Annotated in this window: 22 protein-coding genes; 13 read left to right on the forward strand and 9 right to left on the reverse strand. The window is 71.2% G+C overall.

Annotated features, from left to right (window positions below):
* Positions 1-245 precede the first annotated feature (245 nt).
* On the reverse strand, positions 246-431 hold the full coding sequence (locus DEJ35_RS04190; RefSeq protein ID WP_111123442.1) for a hypothetical protein: 186 nt from the start codon (positions 429-431) through the stop codon (positions 246-248).
* A gap of 125 nt (positions 432-556) precedes the next feature.
* On the opposite strand from DEJ35_RS04190, the gene DEJ35_RS04195 reads away from it, so the two are divergent.
* Positions 557-745 (forward strand): hypothetical protein, encoded by a 189-nt coding sequence (locus DEJ35_RS04195; protein ID WP_111123443.1) that lies wholly within the window; start codon positions 557-559, stop codon positions 743-745.
* A gap of 3 nt (positions 746-748) precedes the next feature.
* Here DEJ35_RS04195 and DEJ35_RS04200 read toward each other — a convergent pair whose 3' ends face one another.
* Together DEJ35_RS04200 and DEJ35_RS04205 are read right to left on the reverse strand one after the other, a co-directional pair.
* Entirely contained in the window at positions 749-1,057 is a 309-nt protein-coding gene (locus DEJ35_RS04200) for a thiamine-binding protein (RefSeq protein ID WP_071404568.1), read from the reverse strand.
* Positions 1,054-2,367 carry a glycosyltransferase 87 family protein gene (locus DEJ35_RS04205; protein ID WP_111192108.1) on the reverse strand — a complete coding sequence of 438 codons (1,314 nt, stop codon included), beginning with the start codon at positions 2,365-2,367 and terminating at the stop codon, positions 1,054-1,056. Before DEJ35_RS04205 ends, DEJ35_RS04200 begins: the two co-directional genes overlap by 4 nt.
* A gap of 83 nt (positions 2,368-2,450) precedes the next feature.
* Between DEJ35_RS04205 and DEJ35_RS04210 the strand changes: the two genes are divergently transcribed.
* Positions 2,451-3,161 (forward strand): YceI family protein, encoded by a 711-nt coding sequence (locus tag DEJ35_RS04210; RefSeq protein WP_111123445.1) that lies wholly within the window; start codon positions 2,451-2,453, stop codon positions 3,159-3,161.
* 265 nt (positions 3,162-3,426) lie between these two features.
* On the opposite strand, the gene DEJ35_RS04215 is transcribed toward DEJ35_RS04210, so the two are convergent.
* Positions 3,427-4,287 (reverse strand): ADP/ATP-dependent (S)-NAD(P)H-hydrate dehydratase, encoded by an 861-nt coding sequence (locus DEJ35_RS04215; protein WP_111192109.1) that lies wholly within the window; start codon positions 4,285-4,287, stop codon positions 3,427-3,429.
* A 24-nt stretch (positions 4,288-4,311) separates the two neighbouring features.
* On the opposite strand from DEJ35_RS04215, the gene DEJ35_RS04220 reads away from it, so the two are divergent.
* From DEJ35_RS04220 to DEJ35_RS04235, 4 genes are all read left to right on the forward strand, one after another.
* Complete coding sequence (locus DEJ35_RS04220) at positions 4,312-4,944, forward strand: HAD family phosphatase (protein WP_111192110.1); 633 nt, start codon at positions 4,312-4,314, stop codon at positions 4,942-4,944.
* A gap of 9 nt (positions 4,945-4,953) precedes the next feature.
* Positions 4,954-6,036: an NADH:flavin oxidoreductase/NADH oxidase gene (locus tag DEJ35_RS04225; RefSeq protein ID WP_110859056.1), complete on the forward strand. Its 1,083-nt coding sequence runs from the start codon at positions 4,954-4,956 to the stop codon at positions 6,034-6,036.
* A gap of 156 nt (positions 6,037-6,192) precedes the next feature.
* The gene (locus DEJ35_RS04230) at positions 6,193-7,575 is read left to right on the forward strand and encodes a hemolysin family protein (protein WP_110859057.1); all 1,383 of its coding nucleotides are present in this window, start codon (positions 6,193-6,195) and stop codon (positions 7,573-7,575) included.
* Positions 7,576-7,630: 55 nt separating this feature from the next.
* Entirely contained in the window at positions 7,631-8,668 is a 1,038-nt protein-coding gene (locus DEJ35_RS04235; protein ID WP_027465832.1) for a hemolysin family protein, read from the forward strand.
* Between the two features lie 97 nt (positions 8,669-8,765).
* Here DEJ35_RS04235 and DEJ35_RS04240 read toward each other — a convergent pair whose 3' ends face one another.
* Positions 8,766-10,205: a GuaB1 family IMP dehydrogenase-related protein gene (locus tag DEJ35_RS04240; protein WP_111192146.1), complete on the reverse strand. Its 1,440-nt coding sequence runs from the start codon at positions 10,203-10,205 to the stop codon at positions 8,766-8,768.
* A 177-nt stretch (positions 10,206-10,382) separates the two neighbouring features.
* On the opposite strand from DEJ35_RS04240, the gene DEJ35_RS04245 reads away from it, so the two are divergent.
* Positions 10,383-14,156 (forward strand): multifunctional oxoglutarate decarboxylase/oxoglutarate dehydrogenase thiamine pyrophosphate-binding subunit/dihydrolipoyllysine-residue succinyltransferase subunit, encoded by a 3,774-nt coding sequence (locus DEJ35_RS04245; RefSeq protein ID WP_181435506.1) that lies wholly within the window; start codon positions 10,383-10,385, stop codon positions 14,154-14,156.
* A gap of 79 nt (positions 14,157-14,235) precedes the next feature.
* On the opposite strand, the gene DEJ35_RS04250 is transcribed toward DEJ35_RS04245, so the two are convergent.
* Positions 14,236-14,676, reverse strand: coding sequence for a GNAT family N-acetyltransferase (locus DEJ35_RS04250; protein WP_110859058.1), 441 nt, complete (start codon positions 14,674-14,676; stop codon positions 14,236-14,238).
* A 115-nt stretch (positions 14,677-14,791) separates the two neighbouring features.
* Between DEJ35_RS04250 and DEJ35_RS04255 the strand changes: the two genes are divergently transcribed.
* Together DEJ35_RS04255 and DEJ35_RS04260 are read left to right on the forward strand one after the other, a co-directional pair.
* Complete coding sequence (locus DEJ35_RS04255) at positions 14,792-15,373, forward strand: hypothetical protein (protein ID WP_111192111.1); 582 nt, start codon at positions 14,792-14,794, stop codon at positions 15,371-15,373.
* Between the two features lie 42 nt (positions 15,374-15,415).
* Complete coding sequence (locus DEJ35_RS04260) at positions 15,416-16,864, forward strand: LamG-like jellyroll fold domain-containing protein (protein WP_111192112.1); 1,449 nt, start codon at positions 15,416-15,418, stop codon at positions 16,862-16,864.
* A gap of 6 nt (positions 16,865-16,870) precedes the next feature.
* Here the strand turns inward: DEJ35_RS04260 and DEJ35_RS04265 are convergent, their stop codons facing one another.
* Positions 16,871-17,113 (reverse strand): zf-HC2 domain-containing protein, encoded by a 243-nt coding sequence (locus DEJ35_RS04265; RefSeq protein WP_027465838.1) that lies wholly within the window; start codon positions 17,111-17,113, stop codon positions 16,871-16,873.
* Positions 17,110-17,907 carry a sigma-70 family RNA polymerase sigma factor gene (locus tag DEJ35_RS04270; protein WP_375342433.1) on the reverse strand — a complete coding sequence of 266 codons (798 nt, stop codon included), beginning with the start codon at positions 17,905-17,907 and terminating at the stop codon, positions 17,110-17,112. The genes DEJ35_RS04265 and DEJ35_RS04270 overlap by 4 nt, the downstream gene beginning before the upstream one ends.
* Before the next feature lie 135 nt (positions 17,908-18,042).
* On the opposite strand from DEJ35_RS04270, the gene aroA reads away from it, so the two are divergent.
* The 4 genes from aroA (at position 18,043) to hisN (ending at position 22,741) form a co-directional block, all read left to right on the forward strand.
* Positions 18,043-19,428, forward strand: coding sequence for a 3-phosphoshikimate 1-carboxyvinyltransferase (gene aroA, locus DEJ35_RS04275; protein ID WP_111192114.1), 1,386 nt, complete (start codon positions 18,043-18,045; stop codon positions 19,426-19,428).
* A 3-nt stretch (positions 19,429-19,431) separates the two neighbouring features.
* A complete protein-coding gene (rsgA, locus tag DEJ35_RS04280) occupies positions 19,432-20,478 on the forward strand; it encodes a ribosome small subunit-dependent GTPase A (RefSeq protein WP_027465841.1) in 1,047 nt (348 codons plus the stop codon).
* Positions 20,479-20,766: 288 nt separating this feature from the next.
* Entirely contained in the window at positions 20,767-21,933 is a 1,167-nt protein-coding gene (locus DEJ35_RS04285; protein WP_146244743.1) for a hypothetical protein, read from the forward strand.
* A gap of 19 nt (positions 21,934-21,952) precedes the next feature.
* Positions 21,953-22,741: a histidinol-phosphatase gene (gene hisN / locus DEJ35_RS04290; protein ID WP_111192116.1), complete on the forward strand. Its 789-nt coding sequence runs from the start codon at positions 21,953-21,955 to the stop codon at positions 22,739-22,741.
* 17 nt (positions 22,742-22,758) lie between these two features.
* On the opposite strand, the gene DEJ35_RS04295 is transcribed toward hisN, so the two are convergent.
* The gene (locus DEJ35_RS04295) at positions 22,759-24,318 is read right to left on the reverse strand and encodes an MFS transporter (RefSeq protein ID WP_111192117.1); all 1,560 of its coding nucleotides are present in this window, start codon (positions 24,316-24,318) and stop codon (positions 22,759-22,761) included.
* Between the last annotated feature and the right edge of the window lie 202 nt (positions 24,319-24,520).

The raw sequence follows: 24,520 nt of genomic DNA on the forward strand, positions 1-24,520 counted from the left end.
CGCGCTGCGCACGCCGGAGGGGTCAGCGGATCGGCGGCGGCGGGTCAGCGGGTCGGCGGCGGGTCGGCGGCGGCGGCGGGTCGGCGGCGGCGGGTCGCCGGGTCGGCGAGTGGGCGGGAGTCTCGGCAAGGCGGACAGTTCTTGCGGTCTGCGACACGTGCAGTGCCCGTCAGCGCGAGACTCGGGTCAGACCCAGCGGCAAGCCCCGGCCGCGAGCACGACCGTCGGCCCGCCAGCGCGTCAGGTCAGGCCGCCTGACGCTCCGCGTGGGCCGGACGTGCGGTGGTGACTGCGGGCTCGGGCAGCTCGTCGCGGTGGACCCATCCGGTGCCGCACTCCGCGCAGGTCGCCCAGGCGTTGTCGCCCTGTTCATCCGTGTCGATGACGACCGTTCGCAGGTCGCAGTCGGGGCACCAGCCGTCGTGCATCATCACGCGCTCCTCGTCGTCTCGCAGGCCACCCGGTGTGGCTCGATGCAGACAATGAGACACCCGACCACCGACATCCGAGGGAGGGCACCGGCGTGTCGTCCGCGCCGAGGACGCAGGATGGCGACGTGCCCACCGTCACGACCGTCCTGGCCTCCTGCGCCGCCGGCGCGCCTGCGAACTGCGAGAACGTCACCGACCCGGTCGGGATCGTCGTCGTCGTGGTGTTCGCGGTCGCCGGCCTCGTCCTGCTGACGGTCGCCGCGGTCTTCGGCACCGACCCTCGTCGCCGTAGGCGTCCGCGTCGGCGCCGCTGACCGCTACTCGCCGAGCGCGGCCTCGAGCCGTTCGAGCTTGCCGTCGATCTCCCCGGTGTGCCCGGGGCGGATGTCGGCCTTGAGGACGAGCGACACCCGCGTGCCGTACTCGCCGACGGCCTCGGTGGCGCGCTTGACGACGTCCATGACCTCGTCCCACTCCCCCTCGATCTCGGTGAACATCGACGAGGTGCGGTTCGGCAGCCCGCTCTCGCGCACCACGCGCACGGCGGCCGCGACGGCGTCGTGCACGGACCCGTCGGACGTTGCAGCGGGACCACCGGACGGAGCGACGGAGAAGGCGACGATCATGCGTCCATCCTGCCCGGCTCGGGCTGGTCGCGCACGGACGGCGACGAGCGCGCCGACACCCGTCCGGACCCCGCAGCCCGTCCCATCCGCACCAGCACGACCACGCTCCACACCAGGAGCGCCACCTCGAGTACGTTCCGCAGCGTGAGCACCACGAGGATCCACGGCTGCACGCCGAGCAACTGGTCGTAGTAGCCCGGGTAGACCAGCTGCGTGAGCAGGGCCATCGGCAGCGCGAGCACCGCGATGGGCACGAACCGACGCGCACTCGGGGTACTCGCCGCGAGTCCCCACACGATCGGCACCGCGAACCAGCCGATGTACTGCGGCGACCCCACCTTGTTCGTCGCGATGAGCGCCGCGACGAACAGGAGCGCGAGGACCGGTGCGAGCTCGGCCCGACGGGCGCCCCGGTGTGCGGCCCAGAGCGCGAGCACGACCCCGGCCACCACGACGACGGCCATCAGCGGCGTCGACACCGCGGCGGCGGCGGACGTGCCGGCACCGGACACCTCGAACGTCAGGATCTCCTGGTCGTAGAACACCGCTGCGCCCGGGACGCCGAAGGCTGCGGCCCACATGAAGGGCGTCGCGAGCGGTGACTCGATCTGCAGCGCACGGCCGGTCTGCTCACCGACGAAGGACAGCAGGTACGGCGCACCGCCCCACAGCACGTCGACGAGCACGATCAGGGCGCTCAGCACCAGGGCTCCGGCGAGCACACCGCGGCGGTGTCCGCGACGCAGGAGCAGCAGCACCGCGACGAGCGCCGCGGGCCACACCTTCGTCCACGCGCCGGCGGTGAAGAGCGCGGAGGCGACGGCCGGCCTCGAGGCCACGAACGCCACGCCCACCAGCGCGAACACCGTCGCGACGGTGTCGATCCGACCGAGCGCGATCGGCCCGAGCGCGAGCAGGAACAGCAGCCACCACCAGACGACCCGCACGCCGTGCACGCCGAAACGGTCGGACGACCCCACACGCGCCCGGAACCGCCACAGGGACGCGCACGCCACGGCGTCGAGCAAGACCATCAGCAGCAGCCAGCCGGTGCCGATGGACTCGACTCCCCCGAGCGCCGCAGCCGCCATCGGCACGATCGCCAGGATCGGGTACACCCACGCGCCGTCGATGCCGACCCAGAAGTCCGCGGTCCGCCCGGTCTCGATCCAGCGACTGTAGGTGATGGTCACGTCACCGAGCGGCAGGTTCGCCGACACGAGGGTCAGCCACCACAGGAACCCGTGCACGGCGACGAACGCCAGGACGAAGCCGGCGAGTTCGAGCCACCGGGTCGAGGTCCTCTGCACCGGACGAGCGTAGCGGCCGGACCAGGGGCGATCGATGCCACGATCTCAGGCTCTCCCGAGCATGACGTGTCACCGTTCCTTTCGTGACCTCCGACACCCCGCGCAAGCGCCGCAAGGCCGTCATCTGGATCTCCGTCATCGCCGCCGTCGTCGTCCTCGGCGTCGTTGGCGCGGTCGTCTTCACGAACGTCTACACGAGCACCGAGAACGCGAAGGCCTCGGCCGCACCGTCCGTCGCCGCCACCCGCGAGGCCTCCACCCTCGACGACACGGACCTGTCCGGCGAGTGGACGGTCGGCGGGGACTCCGAGGCCGGGTACCGCGTCCACGAGGTCCTGAACGGCTCCGACGTCACCGTCACCGGCCGCACCGACAGCGTCGCCGGCACCGCGACCGTCGACGGCACGAGCATCACCGCCGCGAAGATCACGGTGCAGGTCGCCGACATCACCACCGACTCCGACCAGCGCGACGCCTACTTCCGCGACTCCGCGATGGACGCGGCGGCGTTCCCCGAGGCCACCTTCGAACTCACCGAACCGATCGCCGACGCGGTCCCGAGCGGCTCCGACACGACGACCGTGACGGCTCCGGGGAAGCTCACCCTGCACGGCGTCACGAAGGACGTCACCGCGAAGCTGCAGGTCGGCCTGAACGGCGACGGCGTCGACATCTCCGGTTCGGTCCCGATCACCTTCTCGGACTACGGCGTGCAGGCCCCGAGCCTGGGGTTCGTCAAGGTCGACGACGCCGGTTCCGTCGAGTTCCTGGTGCACGCGACCCCCGCGAGCTGACGTCCGCGACGCGCGTCACGCCCGTGAGGTGACCGCCGACGGCCTGGAGGCACGGTGCCAGCTGGCACCGCGCCTCCAGGCCGTCGGTCGCTTGCGTCCTGGGGCCGCACCCGCTCGCTCATGCGTGCGCATGTTGCGACCTTCCACCTGTCGAACCCGTGGTGTCCTGTCGGAACATGCGCACGAACCTATTGCGTGCGCATCCGGCGACAGAACACGCGTCGATCCCCTCGTGGATCGTCGGAAGGTGCACGCGCACCGACCGCTAGCCGCGCGCGTCCCCGTCGACCACCAGGTCCCGCACGACCCCCGGCAGCTCGGCGATGAGCGTCGTCATCGGGAACGGTCCGCCGCCGGAGGCCCGCCGCGCCGCGAGCCCGTGCACCACCGCGGCCGACGCGGCCAGGTGCGCGAGGTCCGACGGCGCGAGCGACGAACCGGCCGCCTCGACGGAGCCCTGCCGCGCGGCGACGAGCGCCCCGAGCAGCCCGCCGAGCACGTCCCCGGCACCGGCCGCCGCGAGCCACGGCGTCGCCGAGGACGCCACGAGCCGCACCGACCCGTCCGGGGTGACCACGTGGGTCCGCTCCCCCTTGAGCAGCACGACGCTGCCGGTCTGCTCGGCCGCACGGAGCGCTGCGGCGGCCGGGTCCTGCTCGATCTCGGCGCGATCGACTCCCAGGAACGAAGCGAGCTCACCGGCGTGCGGGGTGAGCACGGCGAGTGGCCCGAGCTCGACGAGCGGGATCGCCCCGGCGTCGACGACGACCGGTACGCCGTCGTCGGACGCGTGCGAGAAGCCCGACGCCGTCGTCGCGTCCAACTCTCCGAGCGACGATGCCGAGACACCGGAGCCGACGAGCCAGGCCTGCACCCGGCCGATGCCGGACACGACCTCGGGGCGGCGGGTGAGCACGTGATCGGTGGCGCGTGCGGGTCCGACGTACCGGACCATGCCGACGCCGGTGTGCACGGCGGCGTCGACGCCCAGCACCGCGGCGCCCGGGTACTGGTCGGAGCCGGTGGCGACGCCGAGCACCCCGCGGCGGTACTTGGTGGACTCCCCCGTCGGCGCGGTGACCCACGCGGCGGCATCGGACGGTCGGACGGGCACGAAGTCGTTCACCGGCCCCACGTTACGGTGGAGCACATGAGCCTGTTCCTGCCTGGTCGCGTGGTGGTCTTCGACTACGGCGAGGTGATCAGCCGGACGCCGCACGCCTCGCGGGACGCACTCGTGGCCGCCACCGGGGTGCCGGCCGACGAGCTGTTCCCGGTGTACCAGGAGCTCCGGCACGACCTGGACCGCGGCGACCTGTCCGTCCTGGCGTACTGGCGTGCCATCGCGGAACGGACCGGACGGACCTGGAGCACCTCCGAGATCCACCGGTTCTGGGCGATCGACTTCACCGGGTGGTTCGAGGTCGAGCCGGAGACCCTCGGGATCGTCGAGGAGCTGCACGACGCCGGCACCCGTCTGGCCCTGCTCTCGAACGCGGGCTTCGACTTCGGTGACCCGTACCGCCGGTCCCCGATGGGCTCGTTGTTCGAGACCGTGGTGGTGAGCGCCGAGGAGCACGTCCTGAAGCCCGCGGCATCCATCTACCGCGACACCTGTGCGCGCTTGGGAATCGACCCGGGTCAGATGGTGTTCGTGGACAACAGGGCCGAGAACGCCACCGGTGCGGAAGCGATCGGGGCGGTCGGCCACCACTACACGTCGCCGGCGTCGCTGCGGTCGTTCCTGAAGGGACTGGCCGAGGCGCCGGCACCCGTCCTCTGAGGAGCCCGCGTGACGCACGCCCTGTTCGACCCGATCACCGTCCGTGACCTGACCGTCCGCAACCGCATCTGGGTCTCCCCGATGTGCCAGTACTCGGTGGACCAGCAGGACGGCATCCCGACCCCGTGGCACCTCGTGCACCTGGGCGGCTTCGCCAAGGGCGGTGCCGGCGCGGTCGTGGTCGAGGCGACGGGCGTCGTGCCGGAGGGACGGATCACCCCGCAGGACCTCGGGCTGTGGAACGACCAGCAGCGTGACGCCTACAAGCCGATCGTCGACTTCCTGCACGAACAGGGCGCCGCCGCGGGCATCCAGCTCGCACACGCGGGCCGCAAGGCGTCGACCTACCGGCCCTGGGACACCACGCACGGCACCGTCCCCGCCGACCAGGGCGGCTGGACCACGGTCGCACCGTCCGCCGTGGCCTTCGACGGCTACGACGTGCCGCGCGAGCTCGCGGTCGAGGACATCCGCGTCGTCGCCCTCGCCTTCGCGCAGTCCGCCCGCCGCGCGGTGGAGGCCGGGTTCGACCTGGTCGAGATCCACGCCGCGCACGGGTACCTGCTGCACCAGTTCCTCTCGCCCCTGAGCAACCAGCGCACCGACCAGTACGGCGGCTCGCTCGAGAACCGTGCCCGCGCGCTGCTCGAGGTCGTCGACGCCGTGCGCGCCGAGGTCGGCGAGGGCTTCCCGATCGTCGTCCGCTTCTCGGCCACCGACTGGGTCGAGGGCGGACTCACCCTCGACGAGACCACCGTCGTCGCCCGCTGGGCCGCCGAGCACGGTGCCGACCTGGCCGACGTGTCGACCGGCGGCAACGTCGCGAGCGCCCCGATCCCGGTGGGGCCCGGCTACCAGGTGCCGCACGCGGCGGCGATCAAGCGCGACGCCGGCATCCCGACGATCGCCGTGGGCATGATCTCCGAGGCGTTCCAGGCCGAGCAGATCGTCGCGACCGGCCTCGCCGACGTCGTGATGATCGGTCGCGAGATGCTCCGCGACCCGTCGTTCGCGCTCCGTGCCGCCGTCGAACTCCGCGTGCCGGTGGACTACGAGCCGCAGCAGTACCACCGCGCGCGGATCACGGCCTAGGCGCGGTCGGTTCTGTACGGATTCACGGTTCAGCGACCGCGCAGGCAGTACGATTGGCAGCACTGTGGACGATCCCCCGAATAGTTCTTCGCCTCACTCATCCGCCGCTCACTCGGTGAGCTGCACGTCATCCCTGTGCGCGAACGGGGGTGAATCATGAGTCCGATCGACATCGTCATGCTGATCGGCGGCATCCTGCTGACCCTCGGCACGGGTGTCTTCGTCGCGTCCGAGTTCGCACTGGTCAACCTCGACCGCGCCGACGTCGAAGCGCGGCGCGACCGGGGTGAAGCCGGCCTCGCACCGGTCATCGGCGCGCTGAAGGTCACCTCGACGCACCTGTCCAGCGCGCAGCTCGGCATCACGCTGACCACGCTGCTGACCGGCTACCTGCTCGAACCCTCGATCGCGAAGCTGCTCGAGGCACCGTTCCTGGCGATGAACCTGCCAGAGGGCATCGTCGAGACCGTCGGCTCGATCGTCGCGCTCGTCATCGCGACCCTGCTGTCGATGATCCTCGGCGAGCTCGTGCCGAAGAACTTCGCGCTCGCGCTGCCCCTGCAGACCGCCAGGCTCGTGGTCCCGCTGCAGATCGCCTTCACGACGGTCTTCAAACCCGCCGTCGCGCTGCTGAACGGCACCGCGAACGCCGTGCTCCGGTCGCTGGGCATCGAGCCGCAGGAGGAACTCTCCGGTGCCCGCAGCGCCGAGGAACTCACCTCGCTGCTGCGCCGGTCGGCGTCCGAGGGCTCGCTCGAACAGGACACCGCGACGCTCCTCGAGCGCACCATCTCGTTCTCGGAGCTGAGCGCCAGCGACGTGATGACCCCGCGCCCGAGGCTCTCCACCATCCGCGTGTCCGAGTCCGCCGAGGACGTCATCGCCCTCGCCCGCAAGACCGGCTTCAGCCGCTTCCCCGTCATCGAGGAGGACGCGGACGACGTCGTCGGCATCGTGCACGTCAAGCAGGCCGTCGCCGTGCCGCGCGAGAAGCGTCCGGAGGTCCCGGTCGGGGCACTCATGACCGACGCCGAACGCGTGCCGGAGACCATGCCGGGCGACACCCTGCTCGCCGAGGTCCGCGGTCGCGGCTACCAGATGGTCATCGTCGTCGACGAGTACGGCGGCACCGCCGGGGTCGTCACGCTCGAGGACCTGATCGAGGAGATCGTCGGCGAGGTCTCCGACGAGCACGACCGCGCCCGCATCGACGTGGTCCGCTCCCGCGACTGGCTGACCTTCCCCGGTCTGCTGCGTCCCGACGAGCTCGAGGACCGCGCCGGCGTGAAGGTGCCCGAGGAGGGCCCGTACGAGACCGTCGGCGGGTTCGTCATGTCGACGCTGGGCCGTCTGCCCGTCGTCGGCGACGAGGTTCCCCTGGACGGCGGCGTGTTCCGCGTCGAGCGGCTGGACGGCCGTCGGATCGACCGCATCCGCTGGACCCCGACGCGCCCGTCGACCGACACGGCGGCGACCGCGATCATCATCCCGTCCACCGGGAGCACCCCGACCACCACGACGAAGGGCAGCACCCGATGAGCTCCGATTCGGTGATGGGCGCAGCGGGATCTTCTGGCTGCAAGGAGGGACTGCGATGAGCTCCGATTGGTGGGGCATCTTCTGGCTCGTCGTCCTCTTGATGGGCAACGCGTACTTCGTCGCGGCGGAGTTCGCGGTCATCTCCGCACGCCGCTCGCAGATCGAGCCACGCGCCGAAGAGGGCTCGAAGGCCGCGCAGATGACCCTGTGGGCGATGGAGCACGCCACCCGCATGCTCGCGACGACCCAGCTCGGCATCACGGTCTGCTCGCTGCTCATCCTGAACGTGTCCGAGCCGGCGATCCACCACCTGCTCGAGGTCCCGCTGCACCTGACCGGCTGGAGCGCCGAGGTGATCGGCACCGTGGCCTTCGTGTTCACGCTGCTGCTGGTGTCGTTCCTGCACGTGGTGTTCGGCGAGATGGTGCCGAAGAACATCTCGTTCTCGATGCCGGACCGCGCCGCGCTGCTGCTGGTCCCGACGCTCTGGTACATCGGTCACGGCCTGCACTGGGTCATCGTCGGCCTGAACGAGGTCGCGAACGCCGTGCTGCGGCTGTTCCGCGTCGAGCCGAAGGACGAAGCGGTGAGCGCGTTCACGGTGGAAGAGGTGCAGACCATCGTGGAGCAGTCCCGCCGCGAGGGCACGCTGACCGACGACGGCAAGCTCGCCCTGGCGTTCGAGTTCACCGAGAAGAAGGTCCGTGACGTCGCCGTGCCGATGGCCGAGCTCGTCACCCTGCCCGACGACGCCACCCCGGCCGACGTCGAGCATGCCGTGGCCCAGCGCGGGTTCTCCCGCTACGTGCTCGTCGGCGAGGACGGCTCCCCCACGGGTTACGTGCACGTGAAGGACGTCATCGACCTGCGGCCGGACGAGTTCGACGACCCGGTGCCGCCGAAGCGCATCCGCCAGCTCATCTCGCTGTACACCGAGATGGACCTCGAGGACGCGCTCGCGACCATGAGGGCCGCGGGGCGCCACGTGGCCCGCGCCTTCGACGCGGACGGCCGCACGATCGGCGTGCTGTTCCTCGAGGACATCCTCGAGGAACTGGTGGGCGAGGTCGAGGACGCGACCCGACGCCGGTAGACGCACCGGCAGGACGGACGGGAGGCACGGGGCCAGCTGGCACCGCGCCTCCAGTCCGTCTGTGGTCGCGACCAGGGCGACGCGCGCCCCGTCCGCGCTACCAGCTGACGGGCAGGGGCTTGCCTTCCTCGTACCCGGCGGCGGACTGGATGCCGACCAGCGCACGCTCGGAGAACTCGGCGAGGGACGACGCACCCGCGTAGGTCGCGGAGCTGCGGACGCCGGTGGTGATCATGTCGAGCAGGTCCTCGACGCTCGGGCGCTCCGGGTCCAGGTAGATCGTCGACGACGAGATCCCCTCGGCGAAGAGCGCCTTGCGGGCACGCTCGTACGGGTCGAGCCGCTCGAACCGCTCACGCACGGCCTTGGCCGAGGCCATGCCCCAGCTCTCCTTGTACGCCTTGCCCGCGGCGTCACGACGCAGGACGCCGGGGGCCTCGAGCGTGCCGGCGAACCACGAGCCGATCATGACGGCGGACGCCCCTGCTGCCAGCGCGAGGGCGACGTCGCGCGGGTAGCGCACCCCGCCGTCCGCCCAGACGTGCGCGCCGAGGGAGCGGGCCGCCGCGGCGGTCTCGAGCACGGCGGAGAACTGCGGACGACCGACGGCCGTCATCATGCGGGTGGTGCACATGGCGCCCGGGCCGACGCCGACCTTGATGATGTCCGCTCCGGCCCCGACCAGGTGCGCGACGGCGTCGGCGGTGACGACGTTGCCGGCGACGAGCGGGATGCCGAGCTGCAGGGACGCGACCGTGCGGAGTGCGCGGAGCATGCCGTCCTGGTGGCCGTGCGCGGTGTCGAGGACCAGGACGTCCACGCCCGCGGCCGCCAGCGCCTTCGCCTTGGCCGCGACGTCGCCGTTGATGCCGAGCGCCGCGGCGACCCGGAGCCGCCCGGAACCATCGACGGCGGGCGTGTAGATGTCGGAGCGGATCGCGCTCGTCTGGCTCGTGGTGCCGACGACCCGGCCGTGCCGCACCACCGGCGCGAAGTCGACCTCGGCGGCCGAGAGCACGTCGTAGACGTGGCGGGGCGTGCCGGCGTCCTCGGCGTCGATCGCGGTCGAGGCGCCGTGCAGCAGGTCGCCGAGGACGGCGTCGGGGCCGGCGGTGCCGAGGCGGCTCGCGGGCACGCAGCCGAGGTACTCCCCGTCGGCGTCGCGGACGACCACACCACGGCCGGCCACCGGCAGGAGCTGCTCGAGGGCCTCGGCGACGGTGGTCTGCGCGCCCATGTCGTAGGCGGTGTCGAAGTCGACCGGCTGGTCCTTCACCCAGCGGATCGCGGCGTCGAGGTCCTGCAGGTGCATGTCCTGCGGCAGCACGCCCAGACCACCGCGGCGGGCCAGGGTGGCGGCGAGCCGGGGGCCGGTGACGGAGTTCATGTTGGCGCTGACGATCGGGATCGTGGCACCGCTGCCGTCGTTCGCCGCGAGGTCGACGTCGAAGCGGCTCGTCACGCCGGAACGGCTCGGGACGAGGAAGACGTCGGAGTAGGTCAGGTCGTGCGTCGGCCGCGTCTCGTAGAACCTCATGCGCTCCACTGTACGGCTCCCGTCAGGGCCCCGACCGGGTGCTCGGGGGCTGCCGACTCGCGTCGCGGCTGACACGGAACGGACATGTCGGAGCGGCTAGGCTTGGCACCTGTGCGGCGCAGGGTTGCTCCGCACGACACACACGAGCATCTATCGACGGAGAGTGGGCGATCGGCTGTGTCGAGCCATCTGACCGGAACGGACGAGACCGCGGGCGAATTCGGGGCGAACGAGTGGCTCGTCGACGAGCTCTACGAGCAGTTCGTCGCGGACAAGGAGTCGGTCGACAAGTCCTGGTGGCCGGTCCTCGAGAGCTACCACCGCACGCAGGTCGGTGACGCTCCGGCTCCCGCGGCTCCGGCGGGGTCCCCCGCACAGCAGGCAGCGGCTGCGCAGCAGGCACCGAGCCAGCAGCAGTCCTCGACGCAGCAGCCGGCCACCGGGGACACCCCGGGCGAAGCCAAGTCGGGCCCGATCCAGGCGAAGACCACCTCGCGCCAGCCGGCACCGCAGCCGATCCCGGCCGAGGCGAACGACGCCGCCGACGACCACGAGGAGACCCACGAGGACGTGGCGACCCCGCTCCGGGGCATGGCGAAGACGCTGGCGTCGAACATGGACGCCTCGCTGACGGTCCCGACCGCGACCAGCGTCCGGACCATCCCGGCGAAGCTGATGATCGACAACCGGATCGTCATCAACAACCACCTGCGACGCGCCCGCGGCGGCAAGATCTCCTTCACGCACCTGATCGGGTGGGCGATGGTGCAGGCGCTCAAGGACTTCCCGAGCCAGAACGTCTTCTACGAGGAGCGCGACGGCAAGCCGTTCGTCGTCGCCCCGGCGCACGTGAACCTCGGCATCGCGATCGACGTCCCGAAGAAGGACGGCACCCGCTCGCTCCTGGTGCCGAGCATCAAGCGCGCGGAGACCCTGACGTTCGGCCAGTTCCTCTCCGCCTACGAAGACCTCGTCAGGCGTGCCCGCGACAACAAACTCACCCCGGCGGACTTCCAGGGCACGACGATCTCGCTCACCAACCCGGGTGGCATCGGCACCGTGCACTCGGTCCCCCGCCTGACGAAGGGGCAGGGCTCGATCATCGGTGCCGGCGCCCTGGAGTACCCGGCGCAGTTCCAGGGCTCGGCGTCGAAGACCCTGGTCGAGCTCGGCATCGGCAAGACCATCACGCTGACGAGCACCTACGACCACCGCGTCATCCAGGGCGCCGGTTCGGGCGAGTACCTCAAGCACGTGCACGAGCGCCTGATCGGCGAGCACGGCTTCTACGACGGCATCTTCGCCGCGCTCCGGATCCCCTACAAGCCGATCCAGTGGGCGAACGACATCAACGTCGACCTGGCGCACCGGGTGAACAAGACCGCCCGCGTGCAGGAGCTCATCAACAGCTTCCGAGTCCGTGGGCACCTGATGGCCGACATCGACCCGCTCGAGTACCGCCAGCGCACGCACCCGGACCTCGAGATCGAGAGCCACGGGCTGACCTTCTGGGACCTCGACCGCGAGTTCGTCACCGGCGGGCTCGCCGGCACCACCTCGGCACCGCTGCGCGACGTCCTCGGGATCCTGCGCGACGCCTACTGCCGCACGGTCGGCATCGAGTACATGCACATCCAGGACCCGGAACAGCGTCGCTGGGTGCAGGAGCGCATCGAGGTGCCGTACTCGAAGCCCTCGAAGGAAGAACAGCTCCGCGTCCTCGGCAAGCTCAACGAGGCCGAGGCGTTCGAGACCTTCCTGCAGACCAAGTACGTCGGCCAGAAGCGCTTCTCGCTCGAGGGCGGCGAGTCCACCATCGCCTTCCTCGACACCTTGATCCAACACGCCGCCGGAGCCGGGCTGGCCGAGGTCGCGATCGGCATGGCCCACCGTGGCCGCCTGAACGTGCTGACGAACATCGCCGGCAAGACCTACGGGCAGATCTTCCGTGAGTTCGAGGGGTCTTCGCTGCCGGGCACGGTGTCCGGTCAGGGCTCCGGCGACGTGAAGTACCACGTCGGCACCGAGGGCGTGTTCCGCACGTCCGACGGCTCGAGCATCCCGGTGACGATCGCCGCGAACCCGTCGCACCTCGAAGCCGTCGACGGCGTGCTCGAGGGCATCGTCCGCGCCAAGCAGGACCGCGAGGCCCCCGGTAGCTTCGGTGTGCTCCCCGTGCTCGTGCACGGCGACGCGGCGATGGCCGGCCAGGGTGTGGTCGTCGAGACGCTGCAGATGTCGCAGCTCCGCGGCTACCGCACCGGCGGCACGGTCCACCTCGTCATCAACAACCAGGTCGGGTTCACCACCCCGCCCGAGTCGGCGCGCAGCTCGGTGTACTCCACCGACGTCGCGAAGACGATCCAGGCGCCGATCTTCCACGTGAACGGTGACGACCCCGAGGCCGTCGCCCGGGTCGCCGAACTCGCCTTCGCGTACCGCGAGGAGTTCCACCGCGACGTCGTGATCGACCTGATCTGCTACCGCCGTCGTGGGCACAACGAGGGCGACGACCCCTCGATGACGCAGCCGCTGATGTACAACCTCATCGAGGCGAAGCGCTCCGTCCGCACGCTGTACACCGAGGCCCTCGTCGGCCGTGGCGACATCACGCAAGAGGAGTACGACGAGGCGCACCGCGACTTCCAGGACCGCCTGGAACGCGCCTTCGCCGAGACGCACGAGGCGCAGACCGGCACCATCCCGGTCATCGAGGTCGACGACGACGGCGCGGTGCAGGGGCTCGAACGCCCGGCCGCGCAGCGCGACGACTCCGAGGTCGAGGTGCACGAGACCGCCGTGTCCGAGGAGCTCGTCCGAGCGATCGGCGACGCGCACAGCAACCCGCCCGCCGGGTTCTCCATCCACCCGAAGCTGCAGCAGCTGTTGACCAAGCGCACCGAGATGACGCGCAACGGCGGCATCGACTGGGCGATGGCCGAGCTCATGGCGATCGGGTCGATCCTGGTCGAGGGCAAGCCCGTCCGCCTCGCCGGACAGGACGCCCGACGTGGCACGTTCGTCCAACGTCAGTCGGTGTTCCACGACCGGGTGAACGGCCAGGAATGGCTGCCGCTGTCGAACCTCACCGAGGACCAGGCCCGGTTCTACGTGTACGACTCGCTGCTGAGCGAGTACGCGGCGATGGCGTTCGAGTACGGCTACTCGGTGGAGCGCCCCGAGTCGCTCGTGCTCTGGGAGGCGCAGTTCGGCGACTTCGCGAACGGCGCCCAGATCGTCATCGACGAGTTCATCTCGTCCGCCGAGCAGAAGTGGGGGCAGCGCTCCGGCCTCGTCCTGCTGCTGCCGCACGGGTACGAGGGCCAGGGGCCAGACCACTCGTCGGCGCGCATCGAGCGCTACCTGCAGCTGTGCGCCGAGGACAACATGATCGTCGCGCGCCCGTCGACCCCGGCGTCGTACTTCCACCTGCTCCGCCGTCAGGCGTGGGCCCGGCCGCAGAAGCCGCTCATCGTGTTCTCGCCGAAGGCGATGCTCCGGCTCCGCCAGGCGACGAGCGCGGTCGAGGACTTCACGACCGGCAGCTTCGAGCCTGTGCTGGACGACGCACGGATCACCGACAAGGGTGCTGTGCGCCGCGTCGTGCTGCACTCCGGCAAGGTGCACCACGACCTGCGCGCCGAGGTCGACAAGCGCGGCATCACCGACGTCGCACTCGTCCGCCTCGAGCAGCTCGCCCCACTCCCCCTCGACCGCATCCTCGAGGTACTGGCGGGCTACCCGGACGCCGACGTCGTGTGGGCGCAGGAGGAACCGGAGAACCAGGGCGCCTGGCCGTTCGTCTGCATGAACCTGTCGCCGCACCTGGGCGGCCGGCAGTTGTCCGTGGCGGCCCGCTCGGCGAGTGCCGCACCGGCCACGGGGTCCTCGAAGCGCTCCGCGCAAGAGGCCACCGAGGTCATCAACACCGCATTGAGCGCATCGGCCTAGCCACGAGGAAGCGCCCCGTGCAGGAGTCCGAGGGACTCCGGCACGGGGCGCTTCGACGTTCGCGCGGAAGGCGGCGGCGCTACGCGATCTTCGTGTACCGCACCCCGGCGTCGTGGTACCCGCGCTTCTGGTAGAAGCGGTGCGCGCTGTCGGTGGCGGCCGCACTGACGGCGCTGAGGCGACGCGCTCCCTGCTCGACCGCCCATGCCTCGAACGTGCCGATGAGCGCCGAACCGGTGCCGAGCCTCCTGGCCGTGTCGTCGACGACCAGCAGCAGCAGCTGCGCCGTCGGCTCGTCGCTCGCGTACGCCCAGGTGACCTGGGCACCGGCGACGGCGACCACGCGACCGTCGTCACCCCGCACCACCCAGGTCCGGTGGCCGGCTTCGGGTGTGAGTCGAGCGAGGCGCGCACGCATCGACGCATCGTCGACGTCGTGACCGAGCAGACGGACGAGGGCGGCGACGTCGGCGACGTCCGTGTCGGACCAGGTGGAGGTCGACTCGACGGAGAGGGTCATGTCGGCCAACCTACCCGTGCGTTCGGTCGTGTTGCGACGGGGTTCCGTTGCAACTGATATTCATATACCCTGTTTGCATATCACCCGCCGGGTGATCCCGACCGACAGGACAGCCATGCACATCACCTCCCGCCACGGCCGCACCGCAGCCTGGATCGCGTTCCCGCTCGCCGTCGTCGCCAGCGGCGCACTCATCGCCACGGCCTCGTACGCCGCCTTCTCGAGCAGCACCGACAACGCCGCGAACAGCTGGCGTACCGGTGCCGTCTCGCTCACCGACGACGACCAGGGCGTCGCGATGTTCGACGTCGACGACCTGGTGCCCGGGTCCGCCGGCTCCAACTGCATCACCGTCACGGCGAACACCACCAACGCCTCGACCGTGAAGCTCTACGCCGCGGACGCGGCCGACGCCGACTCCCTCGCTGAGCACGTCGGGCTGACCGTCGAGCGCGGCAGCCTCGCCACCGCCGGAGACTGCAGCACCTTCACCACGGGGACGACCGTGCACGACGGCACCCTCGCCGGCCTGATGGAACTCGAGTCGTTCGGCACCGGGGTCGATGCGTGGCAGCCCACCACGGGGACGACGAGCACGACCTACCGCTTCAGCTACGACCTCGAAGCGGACGCGCCGAACACCGTGCAGTCCTCCGAGTCGGGCACCACCTTCGTGTGGGAAGCGCAGACCGACTGACCTCGTCCACCCGACCGACCCGACCGAACCGAGGAGCAGCCGATGTCCACCGCCACCCACCGACACGTCCGGTGCACCGGCGACGTACCACGGCTGCTCCTCGCGGTCGCGTCGCGCACGGTCCTGTGGTCCGTGCTGCTGCTCGCCGTCTGGGCCGTACTGCCGGCATCCCTCGGCTGGCACGTCACGACGGTGGTCTCGGATTCGATGGCCCCGGGCATCCGGACCGGTGACGTCGTCGCCGCCATGCCCGCCGGTCCCGATGCCGTCGATCCCGGTCGCGTGCTGCTCGTCGACGACCCCGATCACGCCGAGCGGCTCCGGCTCCACCGGCTGGAGCGCATCGAGCAGGACGGCCGCCTGCGGCTCCGGGGTGACGCGAACCCGACCGCGGACCGGACGGCGGTCATGCCCGAGGCCGTCCTCGGCGTCGGCGTGCTGCGCTTCCCCGGCATCGGGCTCCCGACCGTGTGGTCACGGCAGCAGTCCTGGGTGCCGATCGGCATCGCCGTCGTGGCGGCGCTCGCGCTCGTGCGGGCGGCACGGGCCGATCGCGACATCACCGCTGGCCGACCCTGTCGACGGTGTGGGACGCCGCGTTGGGACCTCGGCACGGCAGCCCTGACGCCCGGCACCGGAGCACCCGTGTCCGGAGCAGGGGGTACCGGCGCTCCGGACGTCGCGGCGAGCCTTTCGCTGTCCGTCGTCGCCGCGATCACCGTCCTGACCATCGCACTCGCCGCCGGCTCTGCAGGGGCGGGGTTCAGCGGCACCACGGCGACCGCCACGACCCTCGGCACCGGTACGTTCCCGTGCTTCCACGAACCCGCTCCCGCCGGCAGCCAGCTGGCGTGGGACTTCGCCGAGAAACAGGGCGACATCGTGCAGGACAGCAGCGGACACGGCGCGGACGGACGCTTCGTCGGCGACGCGTCACGTGTCGACGGAAGCTGCGCGGCGAACCCGTGGAGCACCTACCCGGGCGCGGGCACCGACGACTACGCCGTCACCGACCGGCCCACCACCGGACCGCAGGTCTTCTCACTCGAGGTGTGGTTCCGGTCCGCCGATCCCGCGGGCGGCCGGGTGTTCGGCTTCACGTCCGACACCGCCCCCGCATCGACCTACCGCGACCGGCACCTGTACATCGACTCCGGCGGCGGCCTGCGCTTCGGCGTGCAGGGCGCCGGCAACCTCTTCAACTTCACGGTCGGCGGCGGTGACGTCGCGGACGGCGAGTGGCACCACGCCGTGGCGACGTTCGAGTCACGATCGATGACCCTCTACGTCGACGGCCAGCGCAAGGAGCGACGAACCGATGCCGTCGCCGCTCGGCAGTACGACGGACACTGGCGCACCGGCCGCGGAACCCTGGTCGGCTGGCCCGACTCGGGGAACTTCGGGTTCACGGGCGACATCGACTCGGCAACCGTCTACGACCGTGTCCTCGACGCCGAGACCGTCGCAGCCCGGTTCACCGCCGGCCGCTGACACCGGTCAGTGCGTGGCCTGCTCCACCCGGATGCGCGCGAGGATCTCGCTGCGCAGCTGGTCGGGAGCGGTCTCCTTGCAGGCGCGGCGCACGGTCTCCATGAGCACGACGCCGACGCGGTGCTCGGTCTGGCAGTCCTCGCACCCGTCCATGTGCTCGCGGATGTCCGCGGCGTCCTCGTGCCGGAGCTCGTCGTGCAGGAACTCCTCGAGCTCGGCCTTCGCCTTCGAGCAGTCGCAGCCGCTCATCGTGCGTCCTTCCGTCCGGCGCGACCCGTGGCCGCGGTTGCCTTCGTCGTCTGTGCCGCGCCTCGGCCCCGTCCACGCATCGTCGCCGTCGACGCTGCGTCCGGGACGATGCCGGTCTCACGGGCGTGGTCCGCCAGGAGCCCACGGAGGAGCCGGCGGCCACGGTGGAGGCGGCTCATGACCGTCCCCACGGGAGTCTTCATGATGTCGGCGATCTCCTGGTACGAGAAGCCTTCGACATCGGCGAAGTACACGGCCATCCGGAAGTCCTCCGGGATGGCCTGCAGTGCGTCCTTCACGGCGGAGGACGGCAGGTGGTCGATCGCGTCGGCCTCGGCGGACCGGGCGGAGATCGACTGGGTGACGCTCTCCGCACCGCCGAGCTGCCAGTCCTCGAGCTCGTCGATGGTGCCCTGGTACGGGTTCCGCTGGTTCTTGCGGTACGTGTTGATGAACGTGTTCGTGAGGATCCGGTACAGCCAGGCCTTCAGGTTCGTGCCCTGCTTGAACTGGCGGAACGCGGCGAAGGCCTTGACGAACGTCTCTTGCACCAGGTCCGACGCGTCGGCCGGGTTGCGGGTCATCCGCATGGCTGCACCGTAGAGCTGGTCCATGAAGGGCAGCGCCTGGTCCTCGAACAGGGACCGCAGCTCCCCCTCGGAGACGGTCTTCGCGTCCACCGGCTCGTCTGCGGCGTCGTCGAGGGCTTCGTGCTCCTCTTCGACGGCGTCGAGCTGCACCTCGGTCTCGTCGACCAGGTGGTGCGGAGCTGCCTGCGGTTCGTCGGTCGTCATCGCCGCCAAGTCTAGGCCGAGCGTGCCGAGCGTCGTCGGCACCGCGGTCAGCACGGTTGTCGTGCCGATCCGCTCTCGTGCGAGTGTTGCTGTCGCCACTGATCCTCCCGGTGCGTTCAGTACCCTGGTGAACCGATGGCAGACACGACGCATTCCCACAGCGGGGCCCAGCCCGCCGACCCCTGGATCGCCCCGGTCGCAGGGGGTCCGCTGCGCGGTGACGTCGCGCTGCCCGGGTCGAAGTCGCTGACGAACCGGGAGCTCGTGCTCGCGGCCCTCGCGGACGGCCCCTCGACGATCCGGCTCCCGCTGCACTCCCGTGACTCGGCACTGATGATCGCGGGCCTCCGTGCGCTCGGCGTCGGCATCGAGGAGCTCGAGCCGGCGGCCGGCACCGCCCCGAACCCCTACGGTCCGGACCTCCGGATCACGCCCGCCCCGATGCACGGCGACGTCCGCCTGGACTGCGGGCTGGCCGGCACCGTGATGCGCTTCCTGCCACCGCTCGCCGCCCTGGCCGTCGGGCCCGTCACGGTCGACGGCGACCCCTACGCCCGCAAGCGACCGATGCACGCCATCGTGCAGGGACTCGTGGACCTCGGTGTCGACGTCACGGACGACGGCGGGGGTTCCATGCCGTTCTCGTTCACCGGCACCGGCTCGGTCCGCGGTGGGGCCCTGACGATCGACGCGTCGGCGTCCTCGCAGTTCGTCTCCGGGCTGCTGCTGTCGGCCCCCCGCTTCGACGAGGGCCTGCACCTCACCCATGTGGGCGAACGCCTGCCGAGCATGCCGCACATCGAGATGACCGTCGCGGCGCTCCGTGCCCGCGGCGTCCGGGTCGACGAGCCGTCGGTCGGCGAGTGGGTCGTGCACCCCGGCCCGATCGGCGCGCGTGACGTCACGATCGAGCCCGATCTGTCGAACGCGGCGCCGTTCGCCGTCGCCGCGCTCGTCGCCGGCGGCACGGTGCGCATCCGCACCTGGCCCACCGAGACGACGCAGGTCGGTGCCGACCTCGAGACGCTCCTGCCCCTGTGGGGGGCGAGCGTGGTCCGTGACGGTGACGACCTGGTCGTCGACGGCGGCGTCGGGATCCGGGGTGGGGCCTCCTTGCCGGGTCTCGAACTCGACCTGAGCCGCGGCGGCGAACTCGCCCCGGCGCTCGTCGCGCTGGCCGCGCTGGCCGACGGCCCGAGCGAGATCACCGGGATCGGCCACCTGCGGGGGCACGAAACGGACCGCCTGGCCGCGCTGGCGGCGGACCTGAACCGGTCTGGAGGCGCGGTCCACGAACTCGACGACGGCCTGCGGATCGAGCCGGCGCCGCTCCACGGCAGCGCCTGGGGCGCGTACGACGACCACCGGATGGCGACCGCCGGGGCGATCGTGGGCCTCGTCGTCGACGGCGTCGCCGTCGACGACATCGGGTCGACCGCGAAGACGCTGCCGCAGTTCCCGGAGCTGTGGGCGGCGCTCGTGGCGTCCTCGGTGGCCGCGGCACCGGTGAATGGGGACTGACGCATGAGCTGGTGGGACGACACCGACGGTGACGACTCCGACGCGGACGAGCCGTACGGGCAGTACGACGAGTCGAGCGTGCGGGTGCGCCCGAACCCGAAGGGCAACCGACCGCGCACGAAGACCAGGCCGACGTACGACGACGCCCCGGTCGGCTGGGTGACGAACGTCGACCGCGGGCGGTTCGGCGTGCTGATCGACGACCACGTCATCACCGCGACGAAGGCCCGCGAGCTCGGCAAGAAGTCCGTCGTCACGGGCGACCACGTGTCGCTCGTCGGGGACGTCTCCGGTGACCCGGGCTCGCTGGCACGCATCGTGAAGGTCGCCGAGCGCACCACACTGCTGCGGCGGAGCGCCGACGACTCGGACGAGGTCGAGCGCGTCATCGTGGCGAACGCCGACCAGATGCTCATCGTGGTGGCCGCCGCCGACCCCGAGCCGCGCACCCGTCTGATCGACCGGTACCTGGTGGCCGCGTTCGACGCCGGCCTCGACCCGATCCTCTGCATCACGAAGACCGACCTCGCCGACCCCGCCGCGTTCCTGGCGCACTTCGCGTGCCTGGATCTGCGGATCGTGACGAGCCGATCGGACGACGTCCCGTTCGAGGCGCTGCACGAACTGCTCGACGACAAGGTGACCGTCACCGTCGGGCACTCCGGCGTAGGCAAGTCGACCCTGGTGAACGCGCTGACCGGATCGACGCGCGCGATCGGCGTCGTGAACTCCGTGACCGGTCGGGGGCGGCACACGTCGTCGTCGTCGATCGCGCTGCGGGTCCGCGACGGCGGGTGGATCATCGACACGCCCGGTGTGCGGTCGTTCGGCCTCGGGCACGTCGACCCCGCGAACGTCTTCCGGGCGTTCGCGTCGCACGCCGTGCCGGTGCTGCCCGCGCGGGACGGCATCCCGCTGGCGCAGGCGCACGACTGGGAGATCGTCGACCGGGTGCAGGACGGGGAGCTGGGGCCGACCGGTGTCGAGCGGCTCGACTCGTTCCGGGCGCTGCTGACCGGGATGGGCGCGTCCGACCCCGGTTCCGAGTAGCGCGGCGCGGTGGTGCCGGCCGGTCGGCGACCGGTCGGCGGCCGGTCGACTGCTGGTCGGCGACCGGTCGGCGGCTGGTCGGCGGCTGGTCGCAACACCCCGCGGTGCGTGCGGCGAGTGGTCACGAACTGTCGGCTGGGGGTGCGGCAACCGACAGTTCGTGACCACTCGAGCGTCGGCGCGCGGTGAGTCGTGACCACTCCGGTTCCCGCGCAACCTCGCACCGGACGGCGCCTCGGCACCGGGCCGCCGTCGACAAGCACGCATCGGGGTTGTACAGTTGCGGTCGTGTCTGAAGTTGCAAAGTACAACTTTGCGCCGACCCCCGCTGTCGACGCCCCGAGCACGACGACGACGTCGCACGCGCACCACTCCCCCACCCACAAGTCCCCCCGGCCCACGAAGCCGCAGCGCTCCGACAGCGTCGTGCGCCCCGCCGGCCTCGGTCGCGTGCTGCTGACCTTCGCCTCGCACATCCTCGTGCCGCTGTTCCTGGCCGCCGGCATGGGCCTGGCGTACCTCGGCGCCTTCCACGCCCCGGCACCGCAGGAACTGCCCGTCGGCATCGTCGGTCAGGGCGCGGCCACCCAGGTGTTCGCCCAGACCGTGACCGACCAGTCTGACGGGGCCCTCGTGGCCCACGTCGTCGGCTCGACGAAGGCGGCCGAGCAGCAGGTGCGCGACCGCGACCTCGCCGCGGTGTACGCGCCGACGGCGACGGGTGCCACGCTCTACGTCTCGACCGCCGCGTCGGAGACGACCGCGAGCGCCGCGCAGAAGGTGTTCCTGCCGATCGCCTACGACCAGCACGTGCCGTTCCGGGTCGTCGACGTCGTGCCCACGGGCGACCAGGACACCACCGGCCAGGGGCTGTTCTTCCTGCTCGTCGCCCTGAGCGTCGGCGGGTACGCGTCCGCGATCGCCGTGGCCTCGGTCGCGACGAAGCTCCGTGCCGTGTGGACCGCGGTCATCGGGCTCGCCACCGCGGGGGTCGTCGCCGGCATCGGCGTGATCGTCGCCGGACCGATCTACGGCGTCATCACCACCCACCACTGGCAGGTGTTCCTGTTCGCCTGGCTCTACGACGCGATCATCGTCGCGCTCGGCGTCGGGCTGCACCCCGTGCTCGGACGGTGGACCACCCCGATCCTCACGATGCTGTTCGTGATGCTGAACTTCACGTCGTCCGGCGGGATCTTCCAGCCGGCCTTCCAGCCCGGGTTCTTCGCCGCCCTGCACACCTTCTGGAGCGGTGCCGCGTGGCTGCAGGCCGCACAGGACCTGCAGTACTTCCCGGACGCCTCGCTCGGCCGGTCGTCGCTCGTGCTCGCCCTCTGGCTGGCCGCCGCGCTCCTGCTCTGCGTCGTCGTGCACGGGCTCGTCGCCCGCCGGACCCGCATCGCCCGCGAGCGCGAGGTCACCCGGCTCGAGGAAGAAGAGGTCGTCGCCGCGTAGCGACGGTAGGTTGGGCGACGTGGACCTCAGCGCCGACCTGGACTTCGCCCGCTCCCTCGCCGACACCGCCGACGCGATCAGCCTCGAGCGCTTCCGTGCCGCCGACCTGCACGTGACGAAGAAGGCCGACAGCACCCACGTCACCGACGCCGACCAGGCCGTCGAACGGGCCCTGCGCGAGCGACTCGCCGCCGAGCGACCGGACGACGCGTTCCTCGGCGAGGAGACGACGGCGGACACCGGGGCCGAGGCCGTCAGCGAAGGGCACCGCCAGTGGGTGGTCGACCCGATCGACGGCACCGCCAACTACCTGCGTGGTGTGCCGGTGTGGGCGACCCTCATCGCACTCGCGGTCGACGGCCGCCCGGTGCTCGGCGTCGTCAGCGCTCCCGCCCTCGGCAAGCGCTGGTGGGCGGCCGAGGGCTCCGGCGCGTTCTCGTTCGACGGGCCGCTCCGGGTCTCCGGGGTGTCCGAGCTCGCCGACGCGAGCCTCAGCTACAACAGCATCCAGCAGTGGGACGACGACGACCGCCTCGAGCCGCTCGTCGACCTGTCGCGCCGGGTCTGGCGAACCCGGGCCTACGGCGACATGTGGTCGTACATGATGGTGGCCGAGGGCGTCCTCGACGTCGCCGGTGAACCGGACCTGAAGCCGTGGGACATCGCGGCCCTCGTCCCCATCGTGGAAGAGGCCGGTGGCCGCTTCACCTCACTCGACGGTGACCCCGGGCCGTGGCACGGCAGCGCCCTCGCCTCGAACGGCCTGGTCCACGACGCCGTCGTCGAGGTCATCCGCCGCGACGCCTGAGCACGGTCGGCGGGCGATCAACCGCGCTCGGCGGGACCCGACGCCTCGGTCTGCTCGGCGGACCCCGCAGCCGAGCTGGAGTGCTCGGACTCACCGTCGGAACGCCGCGCCGCGCGCCGACGCGCCACCAGGTCCGCACCGGCCAGCACCAGCGCCAACGCCATCAGCGACACCGTGAACGTCGTGCCACTGCGGAACGCGTCGTGGTACGCGTCGAGACGCCCGCCCGACCCGCCGGATCCCGACCCCGCCGCCTCGCTCCGCACGATGCCGTAGAAGATGCTCGTCGCGACCGCGGTGCCGATCGCGGTGCCGACACGCTGTCCGAGCTGCTGCATCGAACCCGCCACCCCGGACTGTTCGACCGGGATCTCGGCCAGGGTCAGGGTCTGGTTCGGCGACACCACGAACCCGCCACCCAGTCCGCCCACCAGGAACGCACCGGCCATCGCCCACGGCGTGACCTCCGGAGGGGTGGCGACGGCGGCGACCATGAGGAGCAGGAAGCCGACGACGACCATCCCGAGCCCGGCGACGACCAGCGCCCGCCCGACCCGGTCGACGATCCGTCCGCCGATGTAGGAACCCACGGCACTCGTCGCGGCGAAGGGGATGCTCACCATGCCGGCGAACAGCGGTGCGAGCCCGAGGCCCTCCTGCAGGTACAGCGTCACCATGAGGAACGACGCCGGCAGCGCCGCGAAGTAGACGGCGACGATCGACAGCCCGTTGCGGTAGGACGACAGCCGGAACAGCTCGAAGTGCACCACGGGCGACTTGCCCTGGCGCTTGAACCGCTGCTCCCAGAGCACGAACAGCACGAGGAACACCGCGAAGCCGACGAGCCAGAACCAGCGGGTCGCGGAACCGCCGCCGCCGCTGGTCAGCACGAACGGCAGCATCAGGGTGATGATGGCGGCGCCGAGCAGCAGGATGCCGACGACGTCCAGTTCGCGGTCCTGCGCCTTCCCCTGGGCGCCCTTCGGCAGCAGGCGGACGGCGAAGAGCAGTGCGGCGATCCCGAGGGGCACGTTCATCCAGAACAGCAGCCGCCAGCCGGACTCCTCGCCGCCGATCGCGATGAGGCCACCGCCGATGGTCGGCCCGAGGGCGGTGGAGATGCCGATCATCGCCCCGAACAGTCCGAACGCGCGGCCCCGCTCCGGCCCGCGGAACAGCTGCTGCACCAGTCCGATGACCTGGGGCATCTGGATCCCGGCGGCGAAGCCCTGCAGGATCCGGGTGACGATCAGGACCTGGATGTTCGGTGCGACCGCGCACAGCAGGCTCGATCCGGTGAACGCGCTGAGCCCCACGATGAACATGACGCGCCGGCTCTTCAGGTCCCCGAGCCGACCCGCGGGCACGAGGGCGAGACCGAACGCCAGCGCGTACCCCGCCACGATGAGCTGGAGCGACGAGCTGGTGGCCCCGAGCGACTGCTCGATCGAGGGCAGCCCGACGTTCACCTTGGACAGGTCGAGGATCGTCAGGGCCGCGACCGCCACGCACACGGCGAAGGCACGCCACCGGGTGCGGTCATCGAGGCGGGCGTCGGTCGGTTCGGCGTTGGACATCCCGTCCGTGCTACACCTGCGACGACGAACGAGGTCCGGACAGACCTGTACCCCGGTTCCGTCCGGCGGACCCGGATCGGGGTCCGGAGCGCGGGTGCCACGCCCCCTCGTGGCCCCCCGTACTGGGGGCACCGTTCTGGACATCTGCTCGCCGGAGTCCGCTCGGCGGGCCGGTACCTGAGTTATCGTGCTCCAGACGGCA

Origin of the sequence: Curtobacterium sp. MCPF17_051 (assembly GCF_003234595.1) — a bacterium.
GTDB lineage: Bacteria > Actinomycetota > Actinomycetes > Actinomycetales > Microbacteriaceae > Curtobacterium > Curtobacterium flaccumfaciens.